The organism is Streptomyces sp. NPDC059002 (genome assembly GCF_042740435.1).
Lineage (GTDB): Bacteria > Actinomycetota > Actinomycetes > Streptomycetales > Streptomycetaceae > Streptomyces.
Map to the genome: position 1 here is coordinate 35,594 of NZ_JBHYJI010000010.1, position 18,755 is coordinate 54,348.

Annotated in this window: 19 protein-coding genes; 2 read left to right on the forward strand and 17 right to left on the reverse strand. The window is 73.5% G+C overall.

The window, feature by feature from the left end; genetic code table 11:
- Positions 1-8: 8 nt before the first annotated feature.
- Genes ACFWZ2_RS11805 through ACFWZ2_RS11830 form a run of 6 tightly spaced genes read right to left on the reverse strand, consistent with a single transcriptional unit; the run spans position 9 to position 5,270 of the window.
- Positions 9-758: an SDR family oxidoreductase gene (locus ACFWZ2_RS11805; protein WP_384544905.1), complete on the reverse strand. Its 750-nt coding sequence runs from the start codon at positions 756-758 to the stop codon at positions 9-11.
- A complete protein-coding gene (locus tag ACFWZ2_RS11810; protein WP_384544906.1) occupies positions 751-1,272 on the reverse strand; it encodes a cupin domain-containing protein in 522 nt (173 codons plus the stop codon). The genes ACFWZ2_RS11805 and ACFWZ2_RS11810 overlap by 8 nt, the downstream gene beginning before the upstream one ends.
- Positions 1,263-2,066, reverse strand: a complete 804-nt coding sequence (locus ACFWZ2_RS11815; RefSeq protein WP_384544907.1) for an alpha/beta fold hydrolase — start codon at positions 2,064-2,066, stop codon at positions 1,263-1,265. Before ACFWZ2_RS11815 ends, ACFWZ2_RS11810 begins: the two co-directional genes overlap by 10 nt.
- On the reverse strand, positions 2,063-2,860 hold the full coding sequence (locus tag ACFWZ2_RS11820; protein ID WP_384544908.1) for an aspartate dehydrogenase domain-containing protein: 798 nt from the start codon (positions 2,858-2,860) through the stop codon (positions 2,063-2,065). Before ACFWZ2_RS11820 ends, ACFWZ2_RS11815 begins: the two co-directional genes overlap by 4 nt.
- On the reverse strand, positions 2,857-3,762 hold the full coding sequence (locus tag ACFWZ2_RS11825) for a VOC family protein (protein ID WP_384544909.1): 906 nt from the start codon (positions 3,760-3,762) through the stop codon (positions 2,857-2,859). Before ACFWZ2_RS11825 ends, ACFWZ2_RS11820 begins: the two co-directional genes overlap by 4 nt.
- A gap of 20 nt (positions 3,763-3,782) precedes the next feature.
- Positions 3,783-5,270, reverse strand: a complete 1,488-nt coding sequence (locus ACFWZ2_RS11830; RefSeq protein ID WP_384544910.1) for an aldehyde dehydrogenase family protein — start codon at positions 5,268-5,270, stop codon at positions 3,783-3,785.
- Positions 5,271-5,609: 339 nt separating this feature from the next.
- On the opposite strand from ACFWZ2_RS11830, the gene ACFWZ2_RS11835 reads away from it, so the two are divergent.
- A complete protein-coding gene (locus tag ACFWZ2_RS11835; RefSeq protein ID WP_384544911.1) occupies positions 5,610-7,004 on the forward strand; it encodes an MFS transporter in 1,395 nt (464 codons plus the stop codon).
- 24 nt (positions 7,005-7,028) lie between these two features.
- Here the strand turns inward: ACFWZ2_RS11835 and ACFWZ2_RS11840 are convergent, their stop codons facing one another.
- Genes ACFWZ2_RS11840 through ACFWZ2_RS11875 form a run of 8 tightly spaced genes read right to left on the reverse strand, consistent with a single transcriptional unit; the run spans position 7,029 to position 15,246 of the window.
- Entirely contained in the window at positions 7,029-7,796 is a 768-nt protein-coding gene (locus ACFWZ2_RS11840) for a ferredoxin reductase (protein WP_384544912.1), read from the reverse strand.
- Entirely contained in the window at positions 7,789-8,406 is a 618-nt protein-coding gene (locus tag ACFWZ2_RS11845; protein WP_384544913.1) for a sulfite oxidase-like oxidoreductase, read from the reverse strand. Before ACFWZ2_RS11845 ends, ACFWZ2_RS11840 begins: the two co-directional genes overlap by 8 nt.
- Positions 8,403-9,758 carry an amidohydrolase gene (locus tag ACFWZ2_RS11850; RefSeq protein ID WP_384544914.1) on the reverse strand — a complete coding sequence of 452 codons (1,356 nt, stop codon included), beginning with the start codon at positions 9,756-9,758 and terminating at the stop codon, positions 8,403-8,405. Before ACFWZ2_RS11850 ends, ACFWZ2_RS11845 begins: the two co-directional genes overlap by 4 nt.
- A gap of 49 nt (positions 9,759-9,807) precedes the next feature.
- Complete coding sequence (locus ACFWZ2_RS11855; RefSeq protein WP_384544915.1) at positions 9,808-10,578, reverse strand: nucleoside phosphorylase; 771 nt, start codon at positions 10,576-10,578, stop codon at positions 9,808-9,810.
- A complete protein-coding gene (locus ACFWZ2_RS11860) occupies positions 10,575-11,513 on the reverse strand; it encodes an ABC transporter permease (RefSeq protein ID WP_384544916.1) in 939 nt (312 codons plus the stop codon). The genes ACFWZ2_RS11855 and ACFWZ2_RS11860 overlap by 4 nt, the downstream gene beginning before the upstream one ends.
- The gene (locus ACFWZ2_RS11865) at positions 11,513-12,604 is read right to left on the reverse strand and encodes an ABC transporter permease (RefSeq protein ID WP_384545050.1); all 1,092 of its coding nucleotides are present in this window, start codon (positions 12,602-12,604) and stop codon (positions 11,513-11,515) included. Before ACFWZ2_RS11865 ends, ACFWZ2_RS11860 begins: the two co-directional genes overlap by 1 nt.
- A 46-nt stretch (positions 12,605-12,650) precedes the next feature.
- Positions 12,651-14,204 carry an ABC transporter ATP-binding protein gene (locus ACFWZ2_RS11870; protein ID WP_384544917.1) on the reverse strand — a complete coding sequence of 518 codons (1,554 nt, stop codon included), beginning with the start codon at positions 14,202-14,204 and terminating at the stop codon, positions 12,651-12,653.
- Entirely contained in the window at positions 14,188-15,246 is a 1,059-nt protein-coding gene (locus ACFWZ2_RS11875) for a BMP family ABC transporter substrate-binding protein (RefSeq protein WP_384544918.1), read from the reverse strand. Before ACFWZ2_RS11875 ends, ACFWZ2_RS11870 begins: the two co-directional genes overlap by 17 nt.
- A gap of 325 nt (positions 15,247-15,571) precedes the next feature.
- Here ACFWZ2_RS11875 and mtnA point away from each other — a divergent pair, with 325 nt between their 5' ends.
- Entirely contained in the window at positions 15,572-16,639 is a 1,068-nt protein-coding gene (mtnA, locus tag ACFWZ2_RS11880; RefSeq protein ID WP_384544919.1) for an S-methyl-5-thioribose-1-phosphate isomerase, read from the forward strand.
- A 143-nt stretch (positions 16,640-16,782) separates the two neighbouring features.
- Here mtnA and mtnB read toward each other — a convergent pair whose 3' ends face one another.
- From mtnB to ACFWZ2_RS11895, 3 genes are read right to left on the reverse strand one after another with little or no spacing between them, the layout of a single operon-like run.
- Complete coding sequence (gene mtnB / locus ACFWZ2_RS11885; protein ID WP_384544920.1) at positions 16,783-17,397, reverse strand: methylthioribulose 1-phosphate dehydratase; 615 nt, start codon at positions 17,395-17,397, stop codon at positions 16,783-16,785.
- On the reverse strand, positions 17,394-18,122 hold the full coding sequence (gene mtnC, locus ACFWZ2_RS11890) for an acireductone synthase (RefSeq protein ID WP_384544921.1): 729 nt from the start codon (positions 18,120-18,122) through the stop codon (positions 17,394-17,396). Before mtnC ends, mtnB begins: the two co-directional genes overlap by 4 nt.
- Complete coding sequence (locus ACFWZ2_RS11895; protein WP_384544922.1) at positions 18,119-18,721, reverse strand: acireductone dioxygenase; 603 nt, start codon at positions 18,719-18,721, stop codon at positions 18,119-18,121. Before ACFWZ2_RS11895 ends, mtnC begins: the two co-directional genes overlap by 4 nt.
- Between the last annotated feature and the right edge of the window lie 34 nt (positions 18,722-18,755).

Here is an 18,755-nt window from a genome sequence, read left to right on the forward strand (position 1 = left end):
CCTGTGGGTCAGTTCATGGTGAAGCCGCCGTTGACGGCGATCACCTGTCCGGTGAGATAGCGGGACTCGTCGCCGAGCAGGAAGGAGACGAGGCCGATGAGGTCGTCCGCCCGCTGCGGGCGTGAGATGGCGCGGTTCATGCGGTACAGCTCGTGCCGTTCGGCGGGGACGGAGTCGGTGGCCTCGCCCTCGGTGATGCCGGGCGCGACCGCGTTGACGGTGACGCCCCGGTCGCCGAGCTCCCGCGCCATCGCCCGGGTGAGCGCGATGACGGCGCCCTTGGAGGCGATGTAGTGCGCGAGGCGGGGCGAGCCGTACAGCGCGGCGTCGGAGGTGAGGTGCACGATCCGGCCGCCGTCCCCGTGCGCGAGGAGCTGGGGGAGCAGGGCCCGGGAGACCAGCCAGGGGCCGCGGGCGTTGACCGTCATGATGCGGTCCCACGCCGCGACGTCGATGTCCTGGAACTCCTTGCCGCCGACGCCGTTGGCGAGCCCCGCGTTGTTGACGAGACCGTGCAGGTGCCCCAACTCGCGTACGGATGCGGCCAGTTCGTCGACCGAATCGGGGTCGGCGACGTCCGCGCGCACGAAGTGGGCGTCCAGGCCCCGCGCCCGCAGCCCGGCGGCGGCCCGCTCCCCGCGCGCGGCGTCGAGCTCCGCGACGACGACCCGGAAGCCGTCCTCGCCCGCCCGGCGGGCCATGGCGAGTCCCAGGCCGCGGCCCGCCCCGGTGACGACGACGGTGCGTCGGTCAGCCACGGGTGACGCCGTGCATCGGCGAGTACTCGGGGTACGACGGCACCTGCGGCTTCTGTGTGCCGATGACGACGCAGAACAGGGCGTCGGTGTCGCCCTCGTTCTTCAGGGAGCGGGTCACCCCGGCCGGCACGACGATCATGTCGCGGTAGCCGAGCGTGCGGTACTCGACCTCGTCGGGCCCCCGGTGCACGCCGACGCGGACCTCGCCCTCCAGGACGAAGAAGGCCTCCTCCACGTCGTGGTGGGTGTGGGCGGGGCCCTCGGCGCCGGGCGGGAGCAGCATGTTGGAGAAGGTGAAGCCACCGGACGGCAGGATGCGGCCGTCGTCCTCGTGGTTGCCGGTGGCGCCGGAGCCGACGTAGCGGATCTGGCCGCGCCGGTACTGCGGGCCCGCCTTCTCCTGGAAGGAGAGCGTGTCGAAGTCCGCGACGCGGGACGTCCTGGTGGCGATGAGCGAGTCGGTGTAGGCGGCGAGGTCGTCGCCGTTGTCGTACGCGGTGGTGGTCAGCGGCATGGCGCAAACTCCTGTTCGGGAAGGCGGGCGGTGATGCGGAGGTGGGAGAGCACCCAGGCGTTGAAGCGCCCCGGCTGCTCCTGGTTGGCCAGGTGACCGGCGTCCTTGACGATCACGTAGGCGGTCTTGTGCAGGGCCCCGGCGATGACCTGCGAGGCGTCGACGCCGGTGACCCGGTCCTGGTCGCCGCAGAGGACGAGGGCGGGCGCGGTGACCGAGGGGAGCTCCGGGCGCAGATCGGCGGTGGCCATCGAGTCGGCGGCGTACGCGTATCCGGGCAGCCGCACCGAGGCGGCCATGGTGTCGACGACCCGCCGCACGAGGGCGGGCGGCGCGTCCGGCGAGACGAGCCGGGGCCCGCGCCGCTCGGCGAAGTCGCGCGGCCCGAGGGCGGCCAGCTCGGCGGCCCGCTGCCGCATGCCGTCGGCCTTCGCGGGGTCGGTCCCGGAGCCGGGGCCGGAGTCCGCGACGATCAGCGAGTCGACGAGGTCCGGGTGCCGGACGGCGAGCCGCAGCGCGATCACACCGCCCCACGAGACGCCGAGGACATGCGCCGAAGCGCCGTACGAGCGGATCACGTCGGCCGCCGCGTCCGCGAAGCCGTCGAGGTCCAACGGCCCGCCCGGATCGGGGGACTTGGCGTATCCGGGGGCGTCCCAGGCGAGCACCCGTACGTGGTCGCGGAGCCCGTCGAGCTGGGCTGCGAACGCGGCCGACGAGGAGCCGATGCCGTGCAGACAGAGCAGCAGGGGACCTGCGGATCCGGCCTCCTCCACATGGACGCGGACGGTCACAGGATCTGCCCCGTCCGCCCGGCGAGCGCCGCGAGGGAGCGCAGCACCGCGTGCGGCACGACCTGGCTGGTCGCCGGGTTGGCGGGATCCGGCAGATGGGCCACGTCGAAGCGGTACGACCCGTGCGCGCCGGACGCCTCGACGACGTGCCGCGTGTGGTGCGCGCCGGGATCGGCGACGACGCGGACCCGCACGGCGTCCAGGTCGCCGACGGCGAGCGCGACCGACGCCGCCACGTTCGTGGACTTCGGGAACTTCACCGGGACCTCGCGCGCGGTGCCGCACATGACCTCGACCGGGCCTGTCGCCGACCGCAGCCGGGACAGCAACTCCTCGTCCATCCACGGCTGTTCGAGCGTGCCCGGCAGCTTCGTGGTGGTCAGGCGCACCTCGTCGAGCGGGCCGAGCGAGCGCACGGCCTGCAGCAGATCGAGGCCGCCGACCGCGCCCCCGGTGAAGTACACCCGGCCGGGACCCGCCGCGCGCAGCCGCTCGGACAGTTCCTCGTCGGTGAGCGCGCCGGTCGAGGCGATCAGCAGATCGGTCCCGGAGGCGAGCACGCGCTCGCCCCACTCCCGTACGACGCCCTGCCCCGCCGCCTCCACGATCAGGTCGCAGCGCTCCAGGGCCTCGTCGAAGGAGACCTGCGGCGCGGGCGCCGCGTCCCCCAGCGGGCGGTTGTCGACGACGCACACCAACTCGGCGCCGGGGATGCGGTGTTCAGTGAGGGCCGTGCCGACGGCGCGCCCGATGGCGCCCCAGCCGACAAGGCCCACGCGCAGTGTGCCGTTCATGTGAGTGCTCCTTCCGGGGAGCCCGCCATGTGGCAGCGGATCTCCTGGGACGGCGGGCCCGCCGTGCCCCACAGGTCGGACAGCTCGGGCACCCGCCGCCACACCTTGGCGATCCAGCGGTCCTCGACGACCTGCGCGACCTCGGAGGTGTACTCGCAGACGAGCCCGGTCGGATCGGTGAAGTAGGAGAAGGTGTTGTTGCCGGGACCGTGCCGCCCGGGCCCCCACTGCGGGACGACCCCGTGGTGGCGCAGGCGCCCGAGGCCCCGCATGAAGTGGTCCACCGAACTCATCTCGTACGCCACGTGGTTGAGGGACACCCAGTCGGCCTGGTTGAACGCGACGCAGTGGTGGTCGGCGTTGCAGCGCAGGAACGCCATCTGGTGCTCGGACCAGTCGGAGACGCGCAGCCCGAGCACGTCGACGTAGAAGGCGACCGACGCGTCGATGTCGGGGGTGTTGAGGACGGCGTGCGTGACCCCGACGGGGACCGCGGCGTCGCGGCCGCGGGGCGCGACCGCCCAGGTCTGCGCGGACAGTTCGACGAGGCGGCCCTCGTGGTCGTGGAAGCGCAGTCCGTAGCCGCCGCCGACCTGGTCGAGCGGTCCGGGGCCCGCGACCGGGACGATGCCGCGTGCCGCCAGACGGCGCGCCGCCTCGTCGATCTCGGCCGGGGTGGCGACCGCGAACACCAGGCGGCCGAGCCCGGTCCGCTCCGAGCGGGTCAGCTGCAGGGCGTGGTGCTCCTCGCCGGTGCCGCGCAGCCAGCTCGTGCTGTGCCCGGACTCGACGACCTCCAGGCCCCAGGCGTCCTCGTAGAAGTCGGTGGCCTCCGCGAAGGAGGGGGTGAGCAGCTCGACCGAGCGCAGGGCGTGCAGCCGGGCTATCGGGGGATGGGACATCGGGTACTCCGGGGGTGAGGTCAGGCGGCCCAGGGCAGCGGGGTCTCGGCGGTGCCCCAGTACAGGGACTTCTGGCGCTGGTAGGAGCGGATGCCGTCGCGGCCCTTCTCCCGGCCGAGACCGCTGTCCTTCATGCCGCCGAAGGGAGTGGAGATGCTGAACTGCTTGTACGTGTTGATCCAGACGGTGCCCGCCTCGACCCGGCGCGCGATCCGCCACGCGGCCCGGTGGTCCCGGGTCCAGATCCCGCAGGCCAGGCCGTAGAAGGAGGAGTTGGCCCGGCGCACCAGATCCGCCTCGTCGTCGAACGGCAGGGCGACGAGGACCGGGCCGAAGATCTCCTCCTGGCAGACGCGCGCGGAGTGGGGCAGACCGTCGATGACGGTGGGCAGGTAGTACGCCCCTTCGCGGTACTCCGGGCCGTCCGGGGCCGCGCCGCCGCACAGCACCCGGGCGCCCTCCTCGCGCGCCAGATCGACGTGCGCGGCGACCGCGTCCCGGTGGCTGTGGTGCACCAGCGGCGCCACCTGGGTGTCCGGGGCGGTGCCGGGTCCCACCCGCAGCGCCCGGGTGCGCTCGACCAGTTCACCGACGAACCCGGCGTACAGCTCGCGCGCCACGAACAGCCGCGAACCGGCGACGCAGGACTGCCCGCTGGAGGAGAACACCCCGAACATCACCCCGGCCAGGGCCTGTTCGACGTCGGCGTCGGCGAGGACGACCGTCGGCGACTTGCCGCCGAGCTCCAGCGAGACGGGCATCAGCTTCTCGGCGGCCGCGTGCGCGATCGTCCGGCCGGTCCGCGTGCCGCCGGTGAAGGTGACCTTGCCGACCCGCGGATCGCGCACGATCGCGTCGCCGACGACGCTGCCGGGCCCGGGAAGCACGGACAACAGGGCGGCGGGCAGGTCGAGTTCGGCCAGGGCGCGGCCGACGATCCGGCCGAGCGCGAGCGAGATCAGCGGGGTCCACTCGGCGGGCTTGAGGAGCACCGCGTTGCCGCCGGCGAGCGCGGGGGCGAGCTTCTGCGCGTCGCTGGCGACGGGGGAGTTCCAGGGGTTGATCGCGCCGACGACGCCGATCGGCTCGTACACGCTCATCGTGACGTAGTCGCCGCGCGAGGGCGTGAGGGCCTCCTCCGCGGTCTCCAGGGCGGCCGCGGTGTAGCGGAACGTCCCGGCGGCGCTGGCCACCAGGGCGCGGGTCTCGGCGAGCGTCTTGCCGGTGTCGGCGGTCTGCAGCGCGGCGAGGTCGTCGGCCGCCTCGTCGATCAAGTGGGCGACGCGGTGCAGGAGTTCGGCGCGCCGGTGTGGCGGCAGATCCCGCCAGCGGGGGTCGGCCGCGGCGCGGGCCGCGGCCTCGGCCGCCTCGGCGACCTCCTCGGCGGTGACCGCGTGCACGGTGGCGAGCGCGCGTCCGGTGGCCGGGTCGACGGTCTCGGCGGGGGCGCCCGCGCCGCGCCGCCAGCGGCCCGCGATGAGTGCCTCGTCGGCCGGGATGCGGGGCATGAGGAGCCTCCTTGCGGAGCGGGGTCCGGGGGACCCATGGAGGGGTGAGCGTCCGATGTGCGCTCGACGCTTGAGTAAGCGCTAGAAATCTAAGGGCTTAAATATCTGCGACGCAAGACCCCATGTCTGAACGGTTGTCGACGATTTCCCTGCGGAGACCCTTGACGGGCTCCGGCGTGCGGACGGTACAACTTAAGCGCTAAGAGACTTTGCGCTTATGCGCCGCTCCACTCGGCCTGCGGCCCGCTTGCCCGTGCCACCCGGCCCGCCCCCCTCTCGCCCCACCCCGCCGCCCCCCGCTCGCCCCCGTCCCCGCCCCCTCAGCAGCGGAGTACCCGCATGACGATCGACGCCTCACCGGACCACGCACCGGACCGTGCCGTCCGGACCGCCATAGCCGCCCGCTTCGAACGCCTCCCCCTGTGCCGCTGGCACGTCACCGTCCGCCTCATCGTCGGCGCGGTCACCTTCTTCGAGGCCTTCGACCAGCTCCTGATCGCCTACGCGCTGCCCGAGCTGCGCCACGAGTTCCACCTCGGCACCTCCCGGGCCACGCTGCTGCTCACCGTCGGCTCCCTCGGCATGCTGGTCGGCGCGCTGCTCTCCGGACGGCTCGCCGACCGCGTCGGCCGCGTCAAGGTGATCGCGCTCTGCGTCGCCGTCTCCAGCGTCGCCAACCTCGCCCTCGCCGCGGCCCCGTCCCTCGACCTCTTCATGGGCCTGCGCTTCATCCAGGGCCTGGCCATCGGCGGCGAGGTGCCGGTGGCCGCCACGTTCATCGCCGAGATCACCCGCAGCCACCGGCGCGGCCGCTTCGTGCTCCTCTACGAACTCGTCTTCCCCGCGGGCCTCACCGTCGGCGCGCTCGTCGCCGCCTGGGTGGTGCCGATCCTCGGCTGGCGCTGGATGTACGCCATCGCCGCGCTGCCGGGCCTGCTCTGCATCCTCGTCCGGCGCAAGGTGCCCGAGTCGCCGCGCTGGCTCGCCGACCACGGCAGGGCGGCGGAGGCGGCCGAGGTGATGACCGGCATCGAGGCGGAGGTCGAGCGCGTCACGGGCGAGCCGCTGCCGCCGGTGCCGGAGACGGCGCCCGCCGCCGCACCCCAGGAGGCCGCGACCGGTGGCCTGCGCGGACTGTTCAGCGGCCGCTACCGCCGCCGCACCCTCGTCATCGGAGTCCTCTGGTTCACCGGCTACTTCGTCAACTACGGCATCACGTCCTGGCTGCCGACGATCTACCAGAACCGCTACGACCTGTCCCTCTCGGACGCGCTCCTCTTCTCCACCGTCACGTCCTGCGCGGGCCTGCTCGGCTGTCTCGTCGCCGCGCTCACCGTCGACAGGGCAGGGCGCAGACGCGTCATCACCGGCTGTCTCGGCGGGGCTGCCGCGATGTTGCTCGTGCTCGCGGTCCTCGGCGCCCGCACCCCGGCCGAGGTGCTGATCTGGACCTCGCTCGCCGCGGTCTGCTTCTTCGGCTCCAACATCTGCCTGTACCTGTACACGCCCGAGCTGTTCCCGACCCGCATGCGGGCCCTCGGCAGCAGCGTGGGCGGCGCGATGAACCGGCTCGGCGTGATCCTCGGACCGATCGTCGTGGGCGCGGTCTACGCGGGCGGGAACGTGTCGACCGTGTTCGTGATCCTTGCCGCGGTGGCCGTCGCCGGTGCCGTCGTCGCGGCGCTCGGCGCGGAGGAGACGGCGGGGCGGCGCCTGGAAGAGGTCTCCCCCTGACACCGGTCCCACCGCCCGGGGCGGTCAGCCGAAGCGTTCGATCCTGATCCGGTCCACCGGCTGGCCGCCGTCCACCAGGAGCCGCGACGCGTGTTCCGCGAAGCCGTTGGAGCCGCAGATGTACGCCTCCCAGCCGCCGTCGGGCTGCCCGGCGCCGAGGAAGGGCGCCAGGCGGGCCGCGTCGATGCGGCCTTCGGAGCGGGTCAGGACGGCGGTGGTTTCCGCGCCGTACTCGTCCGCGTAGATCAGGTCCTCGGACGTACGGGCCGAGACGATCAGACGCAGCGGCACATCGAGCCCCGCGTTCCTGTGGTGGCGGACCATCGACATCAGCGGCACCACGCCCGAACCCGCGCCGAGCAGCAGCGCGGGACGGTCGCCAGGCCAGGCGAAGAAGCCGGACAGCGGCCCGCGCACCTCGACCGTGTCACCGACGCGGGCGACGGTGTGCAGATGCCCGGACACCTCGCCGTCCGGCACATGGTCGAGGGTCAGCTCGATCTCGCCGCTGTCGTCGGGCGCGGAGGCGATCGAGTAGTGCCGCTGGGCGATGTAGCCGTCCGCCGCGGTGAGCCGCAGCATCAGGTGCTGGCCCGGCAGATGACCCTGCCACTCGGGCACGCTGAGGCGGAACGTCGAGGCGGCCGGGGTCTCGCGGCGGATCTCCACGACGGTCGCGCGCTGCCAGGTGGCGGCCGCGCGATTGCTGACCGCGATGCGCCCGGGCACGGCGAAGCGGGTCGGCGGCACGAAACCGCCGCGGGGGTACGAGGGGTGGGCGATGTCAGTCACCGGCGTAGCGCTCCTCCGCCCACGGGTCGCCCCGGTGGTGATAGCCGTTCTGCTCCCAGAAGCCCGGCTCGTCGCGGTCCAGCAGGCGCAGCCCCGCCACCCACTTGGCGCTCTTCCAGAAGTACAGGTGCGGGACGATCAGCCGGGCCGGGCCGCCGTGCTCGGCGGGCAGCGGCCCCTCGCCGTACTCCCAGACGATCCACGCCCTGCCGTCCGTCACATCGGCGAGCGGCAGGTTCGTGGTGTAGCCGGTGTGGGAGTACGCGACGAGGTGCGTGGCGCCGGGCAGCGGGCCCGCCGCGGCCAGGAACGAGTCCAGGCTCACGCCGCCGAAGCGCACCCCGAACTTGGACCAGCTGGTCACGCAGTGGATGTCGCCCCGGTACTCGGACGCGGGCAGCGCGTGCGCCTCGTCCCAGGTCCAGGTGTGCGGCGTCGCGACGAGACCGTCGACGCGGAACGTCCAGTCCGCGGCGGCCAGTTGCGGGGTCACCTCGGCGGACAGGACCGGCCAGCCGTCGGCCGCGTCGTACTGTCCCGGCGGCAGGCGCGGGTCGCGGTCGGCGGCACGGGCACGCCCGGCGAAGCCGCGGGTGGGCTGGAACGTCATGCCGTGCGCGCCGCCTCGGTGCTCGTCGCCGCCTCCTGGAAGGCCCGCAGGACGTCCGCCTCGTCCAGCGTGCGCAGCTCGCGCCCGCGCATCAGGACCCGCCCGTCCACGACCGTGTCCCGCACGTCGGCGGCCGCCGCGGCGTACGCGAGCGTCGACCACGGGTCGTGCCGGGGCGCCAGGTGCGGCCGCGCCAGGTCGACGACGATCAGGTCGGCGCGCTTGCCCGCCTCCAGGGAGCCCAGCTGGTCGCCGAGGCCGACGGCGCGCGCCGCCTCGATCGTCGCCATCCGCACGGTCTGCTCGGCGCCGACCGCCGTGGGATCGCCGCCCGCCTTGTGCACGAGCGCCGCGACCTTGATCACGCCGAACAGGTCGAGGGTGTTGGAGGCGACCGCGCCGTCCGTGCCGAGGCCGACGGTGACGCCCGCCGCGAGCAGCTCGGGCACGCGCGCGATGCCGCAGCCCAGCTTCAGGTTCGACACCGGGCAGTGCGCGACCGTCGTACCCGTGCGGGCGATGGCCGCTATCTCCGCGTCCGTCAGGTCCACGGCGTGCGCGAGCAGCGTGTCCGGGCCGAGCAGGCCGAGCGAGTCGAGCAGCTCCACGGGCCGCATGCCGTGCAGCGCGAGCACGTTCTCCACCTCGGCCGCGTTCTCGGCGGCGTGCACGTGCAGCAGCGCGCCGTGCTCCCGGGCGAGCGCGGCGATCGCCGTCAGCTGCTCGGGGTTCAGGGTGTACGTGGAGTGCGCGCAGACCACCGGGCGGGTGCCCGGCGCCGGCGTGTACGCCTTGAGGTGCTCGGCCGCCCAGTCGAGCCGCTCCGCGTAGGGGCGGCCGTCCGGCGGTCCCGGCACGTCCATGAACGTGGGCCCGGTGAGCAGCCGCCACCCCGCGTCACGGGCCACGGACAGCGCCGCCTCGTGGAACCAGAACATGTCGAGCGCGGTGGTGACGCCGCCGCGCACCGACTCGGCGACGGCGCCCCGCATCGCGGCCGCGACCGTCTCCGGCGAGAGGATCTCCGCCTCGCGCGGTATCACCCGCTCCAGGAAGCCCTGCAGCGTCACGTCGTCGGCGATGCCCCGCATCAGGTTCATCGCGAGGTGCGTGTGCGTGTTGATGAGGCCGGGCAGGACGAGGCAGCCGCGCGCGTCGATCTCCTCGGCCGCCTCGTACGTCGTGCGCAGCCGGTCGGCGGGGCCCACCTCGACGACGCGGCCCCCGCGCACGGCGACCGCGCCGTCCGCCACGACGGTGCCCGCGGCGTCGACGGTCAGTACGTCGCCGCCGTGCACCAGCAGGTCGATGGAGCCGCCGCGGTCCTGGGCCGGCAGGTCAGTGGTGTGCATCGGTTCCGTTCTCCCTGGTCGCCACGGTTCTTCCTGTCGCCACCGGCGGTCAGCGCTCGGCCGAGGCCAGCAGGCGCAGCGCGTCCAAGGTTATCCGGGCGCCCCGGGCGACCCCTTCGGCGACCACGTCGCGGTGCGGGTCGTACGCACCGGTCGACAAGGGGTCCTCCGCGTCGACCAGCTCGTCGGCGTTCGCGCCGTCCACGACCAGGGCGCCGCCCGCCGTCAGGCCGTGCGTCGAGGCGAAGACGTACAGCGCGGAGAGCTCCATCTCGATGGCGGCGATCCCGGCCCGCGTGTAGGCGTCGCCGGGCAGCGGCAGGAAGCCCGGCTGGAACGCGGCCCGCGTCCACACCACACCGCGGTGGTACGGGGCACCGGCGGCCCGCGCCGCGCGCTGCAGGGCGATGACCGCCTCCGGGGCCGAGAACGCCGGGTACTCGGCGGGGATCAGCTGCTGCGTCACCCCGTCGTCGCGGACCGCCGCGTCCGCGATGACGAGGTCGCCGTCGCGGATGCCGGGGCGGATCGCGCCCGCGGTGCCGAGCCGCAGGATCGTGGTGACGCCCGCCTCCGCGAGTTCCTGGAAGAGCAGGATCGCGCCGGGGGCGCCGACGCCGTGCGAGGCGACGACGACCTCGGTGCCCTGCCAGCCGCCGGTGAAGACGCGGTACTCGCGGTGGTACGACACCTCCTTCGCGTCGGAGAGCAGGTCGGCGACGGCGGCCGCGCGCCCCGGGTCGCCGACCACGACGGCCTGCGCGGGCAGGCCGGTGCGGGGGACGCGGGTGATGGGCAGCGGGTCGGTCGAGGACGTCATGAAGAGGCTCCTACCAGAGACTTGGGGCGCTTGCGGCGCCTGCCGCGCGCGGTGGATCCGCGGCGCGCCGTGGACAGGAAGAGGGCGATCAGGGTCACCACGTAGGGGGCGGCGTCGGTCGCCTGCTGCGGCAGGCCGTTGCCCTGCAGCCGGAAGCCGACCGCCTCCGCGATGCCGAAGAGCAGCGCGGCGAGCAGCACCCCGACCGGAAGGGCCCGGCCCAGCATGACCGCGACCACGGCGATCCAGCCGCGGCCCGCCGTCATGTTCTCCGAGAACAACGTGACGTTCCCGAGGGCGAGTTGGGCGCCCGCGAGACCGCACAGCAGGCCACTGGTGAGCACGGCCGCGTACTGGTACTTCGCCGGGCTCACGCCGAGCGTCGCGGCCGCGTCGGGCGCCTCGCCGACCCCGCGAAGCCGCAGCCCCCACGGGTGGCGGGCGAGGAACACGGCGGCGACGGCGACGGCCGCCCACGAGAGGTACACGAGCGCGGAGTGCCCGGAGACGGCGGGCCCGACGAACGGGACGGCCTCGATGCCCGGCAGGCCGATGCCGCCGAGGCCCGCGAGGCCCGGGTCGGAGAAGGTGCCCTGCACGCCGAAGACGGTACGCAGCAGGAACCCGGTCAGGCCGACCGCGAGCAGGTTGAGCGCGACACCGAGGACGACGGCGTCACCGCGCAGGCTGATGGTTCCCACGGCGAGGATCATCGCGTACGCCGCCGATGCGAGGGCGCCGAACAGGACGCCGAGCCAGGCGCTGCCGGTGGACCAGCTGCCCGCGACCGCGCTGAAGCAGCCGATCAGCATCATGCCTTCGAGGCCGATGTTGAACACGCCCGCCCGCTCGCAGACCGCGCCGCCGAGCGCGGCCAGCAGGATCGGGGTGAGGGCGAGGAGCGCAGAGTGGAAGAGCGCGGAGTCGACGGACATCAGAGGGCCCCCTTGGTGCGTACGGTCTGGTCCGCGGTCGCCTCGGGGACGCTCTCCGCGGCGGCCGCCGGGCCCGTCCCCGGGGCCTTCCTCGCCGCGCGCCGCCAGGTGAACCGGAGGCGCGCGGCGAGGAAGACGATGACGACGGCCTGGAGCACCTGCGTCAGCTCGCGCGGCACCTCGGTGGCCCGCTCCATGGCGAGCCCGCCGACCTCAAGGGCGGCGAAGAACAGCGCGGCCAGCGCCGTGCCGAGCGGCGCCGCCGAGGCGAGGAGCGCGGCCGTCAGGCCCGTCCAGGTGTGCCCGGCGGCCGTCAGCGACCCGTCGATGAAGCGGTACGGGAAGCTGAGCACGCCGATCGCGCCGACCAGGCCCGCCACCGCCCCCGACAGACCCATCAGGCGCAGCGTGAGCCGGGGCGCGTCGACCCCCGCGTACGCCGCGAAGCGCGGATTGAGGCCCGTCATGCGGATCTCGTAGCCGGTGGCGGTGCGGGCGTCGGCGAACACGAAGACACCCGCGGCGAGCACGACGAGCAGCAGTCCCACCGTGACCGTGGAGGACCCGAAGGCGGGCAGCTCGACGCCGTCCGGCAGGCGCCTGGTCTGCGGCAGGCTCGACCCCTCCTCCTTGAGCGGGAAGCGCGCGAGATAGGAGGCGAAGGACATCGCCGGGTAGCCGAGCAGCAGGCTGCTCACCAGGAGCGGTACGCCGAACCGGTTCTGGCAGACCGCGGCGAGCGCGGCATAGGCGGCGCCCGCCAGCATCCCGGCGAGCAGCGCGGCGACCACCAGGAGCGGCGCGGGCAGCGGCACGTACAGGCCGGTGGCCGCGGCGGCGATGCCGCCAAGGACCAACTGCCCGTCGCCGCCCAGGTTCAGCAGCCCGGCCCGCATCGGGATCGCGAGCGCGACGGCGAGTCCGAGGATGCTGGTGCCCGTCGTCAGCGTGGACCCGATGCCGTCGGGTCCGAGCGCGCCGCTGACCACGGAGCCGTACGCGCCGAGCGGATCGGCGCCCGTCCCGACGAGGAACAGCGCGCCGACGAGCACGGCGGCGACGACGGAGTGCAGGGCGGGGGAGCGCAGCATCCGCCCCACGGGCGAGCGCCCGCCGGAGAGGCTCTCGACGGCCATGTCAGGGGGCCTCCTTGCCGGGTGGGGGAGTGGCGGCGAGGGCCTCGGGGGAACCTCCGGGCGCCCCGCCCGCCATCGCGAGCCCCAGCGTCCGCTCGTCGGCGTCCTCGCGCGGGTACTCCGCCGCGACCCGCCCCTCGTACATCACGAGGACCCGGTCCGAAAGGCCCCGGATCTCGCTCAGTTCGGCCGAGACGAGGAGGATCGCGTGGCCCGCGTCGCGGTGGGCGATCAGCTGGTCGTGGATGGTCTGGATGGCGCCGATGTCGACGCCGCGGGTGGGCTGCTCGACGATCAACAGGGGGGAATCATGGGCGAGTTCGCGGCCGATGACCAGTTTCTGGAGGTTGCCGCCGGACAGCGAGCCCGCCGGGTGCCCGCTCGATGCCGCCTTGATGCCGAAGCGTTCGATCAGGACGCGCGCGTGCTCCCGCAGCCAGCCAGGCCTGAGCAGGCCGTGGCCGCGGTGGTGGCCCATGGCGAGGTTCTCCGCGACGGTCGCGGCCGGCGCGGTGCCGACCGCCGTGCGGTCCTCGGGCACGTACGCGAGGCCCGCCGCACGGCGCCGCGCGGCCGTCGCGTCCGTGATGTCGTGTCCCGCGAGCGTGACCCGGCCCGCGGTCACGGGGCGCAACCCCGCGACGGCCTCGACCAGTTCGGACTGGCCGTTGCCCGCGACGCCCGCGATGCCGACGATCTCCCCGGCGCGCACCGTGAGCGACACGTCCCGCACCGCGTCCGCCGTCAGACCGGCGACCGAGAGGACCGCACCGCCGGGCGAGCCCGCCGGATGCACCCGGTCGAGTTCCACCGCGCGCCCCGTCATGGCCGCCGCGATGCCGTCCGCGCTCGTGTCGGCGGTCCGCAGCCGCGCGGCGACCCGCCCGTCGCGCAGCACCGTCACCGCGTCGCTGCCCTCCATGACCTCGCGCAGCTTGTGCGTGACGAGCAGGACGGTGCGGCCCTCGTCGGCGAGGGAGCGAAGGACCCGGAAGAGCGCGTCCGCCTCCGCGGGGGTCAGCACCGCCGTCGGCTCGTCGAGGATGAGCGTACGGGCGCCCCGGTAGAGGAGTTTGAGGATCTCCACCCGCTGTCGTACGCCCACGGGAAGGCCCGCGACCTTCGCCGCGGGATCCACGGCGAGCCCGTGCGCGGCGGCGAGTTCGGCCACCCGCCGCACCGCCTCCGCCCGGTCGGTGAGACCGAAGCGGCGCGGCTCGGCGGCGTACACGACGTTCTCGGCGACCGTGAACGAAGGGAACAGCTTGAAGCTCTGGTGGACCATCCCGAGCCCGGCGGCGATCGCCTCGCTCGGATTCGCGAAGGACACCTCGCGCCCGTCGAGCAGGATCTGCCCGGCGTCCGGGCGCCGCAGCCCGTACAGGACGGACATCAGGGTGGACTTGCCCGCGCCGTTCTCACCCATCAGGGCATGGATCTCACCGCGCAGGACGGTCAGGTCCACCCGGTCGTTGGCGAGCGTGCCGGGGAACTCCTTGGTGATGCCGCGCAGTTCGACGGCCGGAGCGTCGGCCACCTCAGGCGGCCGGGTCATCGACGGTCAGCTTCCCCGCGACGATGTCGTCGCGCAGCTTCTCGACGCGCCGCAGCACGTCCTTGTTGGCGGGCTTCGCGATCAGGCACTTCGAGCCGGCGGCCCCCGGCTCCAGGCCGGTCAGCGACATGCCGCCCTCCTTCAGGCCGTACGACACGGTGGTGCCGCCCTTGCCCGACAGGATCTGCGCGATGCCCTTCTCCACGGCGACATCGGTCTTCTTGAGCACGTTGTCGACGACGACCCCGGGATTGCCGGGGCACTGGTTGGCGTCCACGCCGTACGCCTGGAAGCCCTTGCCCCGCACGGCCTTCGCGGCCTGGAACACGCCCGTGTTGCCGCCCGCCGCGGCCGCCATCACCTGGTCGGCGCCGCCCGAAGCGAGCGTCGCCGCCTGGTCCTTGGCGCGCGCCGCGTCGTTGAACGGCGACTGCCCGCCCACGAACAGCGTCCGCGAGGAGACCCCCGGCCGCACCTTCTTCGCGCCCGCCTCGAACGGCTCGCTGTAGCGCCGGAACTGCGGGGTGTCGAGCGCGTCGACCGCCCCGACCTTCTTGGCCTCGGTGAGCAGCCCGGCCTCCGCGCCCGCGAGGAACACCGCCTCGTGCTCGCGGAAGACGGCACAAGTGACGTTCTTGTACGCCTTCTTGGTGCACGCGTCGACGAGCAGGAACTGCTGCTTCGGATGGGCCTCGGCCTGCTGCGCCACGATGTCCGCGAACTCGAAGCCGACCAGCGCGACGACGTCGGGCGCGGCGTCGACCGCCGACGCCACGTTCTGCTGCCGCGAGTCGTTGTCGCTGCTCTGGAACACCTTCTGCGAGCCGCCCTGCGCCTTCGCCGCCGCCTTCACCCCGCCGACGGCCAGCTTGAGGAACTCGTTCTGGGCGACGGGATCGGGCGTGACGAGCGTGAACGCCTTCCCCTCCCCGCCCTGGTCCGAATCCCCGTCCTTGGCCGCGGCGTTGCAGCCGGTGGCGAGGAGGACGGCGCCGACGGTCGCGGCGGTGAGTCTCAGGGACGTACGCGTACGCAGGGACATGGGATCGCCTTCGTGGAGGTGCCTGGGAGCGGCCCAGACGGTGACAGGAGAGTCGTACGTGCTCGAACAGCGTCGCTCAGCGACAACAGCACATGCGTCGGCCGCAGGACACGGCGGGGCAGCGCGTGACGGTCGCTTGCGCGGTCATGGCTGTCCTCCTCGCACCGTGGATCGGATCGATCTGTCCTGGGTGGCGGTGAGGGTAACACCGGATTTCGGACAGCCGCTCGAACGTCTCGAAATGTGGTTCGAGCATGTCAGGTACGGTGACGGCACCCCTCCTCCCTTGGCCGGAATCGCCCCCTTTCATTCGGAGTTGAGCCCCATGAACAGCCAGGAACTGCGCGCCGTGACGTGGACGGCGACCGCGGCGGACGGCGGCGCGGCGTCCCCGTCGCTCTCCCTCATCGACCAGACGGCGCTCCCGCACGCCCTGGAGCGCCTCGACGTCACCACCGTCGACGGCCTGATCGACGCGATCGTCCGCCTCGTCGTCCGCGGCGCCCCCGCGATAGGCGCGGCCGGTGCGTACGGAGTGGCGCTCGCCATGGCGCAGGCCGGGCGCGAGGGCTGGGACCGGGCACGCCTGGACGCCGAGGTCGCCCGCGTCCGCGAGGCCAGGCCCACCGCGGTGAACCTGATGGTGTGCGTCGACCGCGTCAAGCCCCGCATCGACGAGGGCATCGCCGCGGTGCTCGCCGAGGCCGACGCCATCGTCCGCGAGGACCTCGCGGCCAACCACGCGATGGGCGCGTACGGCGCGGACTGGCTCCTCAAGCGCGTCGCCGCCGCGTCGGACCGCCCCCTGCGCATCCTCACCCACTGCAACACCGGAGCCCTCGCCACGGCGGGCTGGGGCACCGCGCTCGGCGTCATCCGCGAACTGCACGCCAGGGGACGGATCGAGACGGTGTACGCCGACGAGACCCGCCCGCTTCTCCAGGGCGCCCGCCTGACGGCCTGGGAGCTCGCCCAGGAGGGCATCCCGCACTACGTCCAGGCGGACGGCGCGGCGGCGGGCACGATCCTGCGCGGCGAGATCGACGCGGCGATCGTCGGCGCGGACCGCATCGCCGTGAACGGCGACACCGCGAACAAGGTCGGCACGGTCGGCATAGCCCTCGCCTGCGCCCACGCGGGCATCCCCTTCCTGGTGGCCGCCCCCACCACCACGGTCGACCTCTCCACCCCCTCCGGCGACGCGATCCCCATCGAACTCCGCAGCGAGGCCGAGGTCTTGGAGTGGTCAGGCATCCGCACGACCCCCGCGACCTCCCGCGCCCACAACCCCGCCTTCGACGTGACCCCCGGCTCCTTGGTGACCGCCCTCGTCACGGAGCGGGGTGTCCTCGAGGTGGCGGCGGGGGAGCTGCCGTCGGCCCGGCTGGGTTAGTGCTCGGAGTACTCAGCCCGTCCGGCGTTTGATGACGAACTCGGCGGAGCCGGTGATTTCCGTCGGCCCCGTGCCGGGGTCCGGGGCGGAGCCCCGTTTCGGGAAGGGGCGGGATTGGGGAAAGAACCGCCGGAGGCAAGACCTCAGCCCCGTGCCACCGCCAACTCCAAGAGCCACTCCACCACTTCCGCCCGATGCCGCGCCTCGCGAGGATCCGCCCCCCACACATAGATCCCGTGCCCGGCCACGACCACCGCGGGCATCCCGGGGCTCAACGCCGCCTCAAGCCGATCCCCGAGCACCGCCATGTCCTGACTATTGGCGATCACCGGCAACGTCACCGACACCTCATGCGTCGGATGCCCGAGCCCCTTCAGCATCTCCAGACCCTCGAAGGGGATCCCTTCGGGGGAGCGCTGCCCCATGACGACCGACGCCACCGTGTGGACATGCACGACGGCGCCCGCGCCAGTGAGCCGCACCACGCGCGCGTGCAGCGCCGCCTCGGCGGAGGGCCGCCCGGGACCCGCCGCGGCGCCCTCGCCGTCCGTCAGCACGACGTCGGACGCGGTGAGTTCCCCCTTGTCGCGCCCGCTCGCCGTGACGGCGAGCCGCAGCGGGTCACGGGAGAGGACCAGCGACAGGTTCCCCGACGTGCCGCGCATCCAGCCGAACGACGCGAACCGCGCGGCCTCCGCGGCAAGGACGGCTCCCGCCTCCGCCAGATCGAGTGCGGCGGCGGCGCTGGTCTCGGTCATGAACTGCTCCTAGCGGCAAGGGATATCCCGGTGAAGGCGGGCACCTCGGCGTGGTCGCCGAAGTCGGCGTCGGCGTACGGCTCCCCGGCCCGGCGCACACCGAGCGTCCGCCAGCCCGCGGCCCGCGCCGCGTCCAGCTCGCCGGGCCTGTCGGAGAGGAAGAGCAGCCGGGCGGGCGGGACGCCGACGGACGAGGCGATCTTCCGGTAGGAGTCCGCCTCCTGCTTGGGCCCCGCGTTCTCGGTGTCGTACAACCCGGAGACGAGGCCGAGGAGATCGCCCTCGGGGGAGTGCGTGAACCAGGCCCGCTGTGCGGACACCGAGCCCGACGAGTAGACGTACAGCTGCATCCCGTCCGCGTGCCAGCGCCGCAGCACTTCGATGACGTCCGGGTAGAAGTGCGAGACGAGCTCACCGCGGGCGAAGCCCTCCGCCCAGAGGATGCCCTGGAGCGTCTTCAGGGGCGTCGCCTTGCGGTCGGCGTCGACCCACTGGCCGAGGACCTCCTCGACGCGCGCGGCGTCGGCGCCGGGCTCGCCGATCTCGTCCCGCACTTGGGCGACGGCCCGCGCCACCTCGGGCTCCGCGCCCCGCGACGCGAGCAGCGCCCCGAAGCGTTCTCGGGCGTACGGGTAGAGCACGTCCACCACGAACCCCGTGGCGCTCGTGGTGCCCTCGATGTCGAGCACCACGGCGTCCACGGCGAAGACGTTCCGGTCCGTCACGCCGCGTACCCCGAGTGGATCTCGTCGAAGTCGGGGAAGCGTTCCGCGATCGGGCTGCCCGTGAAGGTGCCGATCCAGCCGTCCTCCTCGTGGAAGAAGCGGATCGCGGTGAACGCGGGGGAGGTGCCCATGTCGAACCAGTGCGTCGTGCCGCGCGGCACCCCGAGCAGATCGCCCTTCTCGCAGTAGACGGCGTGCACTTCACCGGCCACGTGGAGATAGAAGATCCCGGCGCCCGCGACGAAGAACCGCACCTCGTCATCGTCGTCGTGGGTGTGCTCGGCCAGGAACTTCTGCCGGGCCGCGGCGGCCTTCGCGGGCCACTCGGGGTCGGCGCCGTCGGCGGCGTCCTTGGGGGGATGCAGCGCCACGACGTCGACGGTCTGGAAGCCCTCTTCGGCGTTGAGCTTGTCGATCTCCGCGCGGTACGCGGCGAAGACGGTGTCGCTGTCCGCGTCGGCGGGCACGTCCTCGCGCACCGGCCACTGTTCGTAGCGCACGCCTATGGGGGCGAGGGCGGCGGCGATCTCCGCCGGCTCCGACGTGCGGCGCACCACGGTCTCGGGTCCGGCCTCCGGCCAGGTCGTCAGGAGGGTCATTGATCACTCCAGGGCAGGTCAGGGGTGTTCTTCG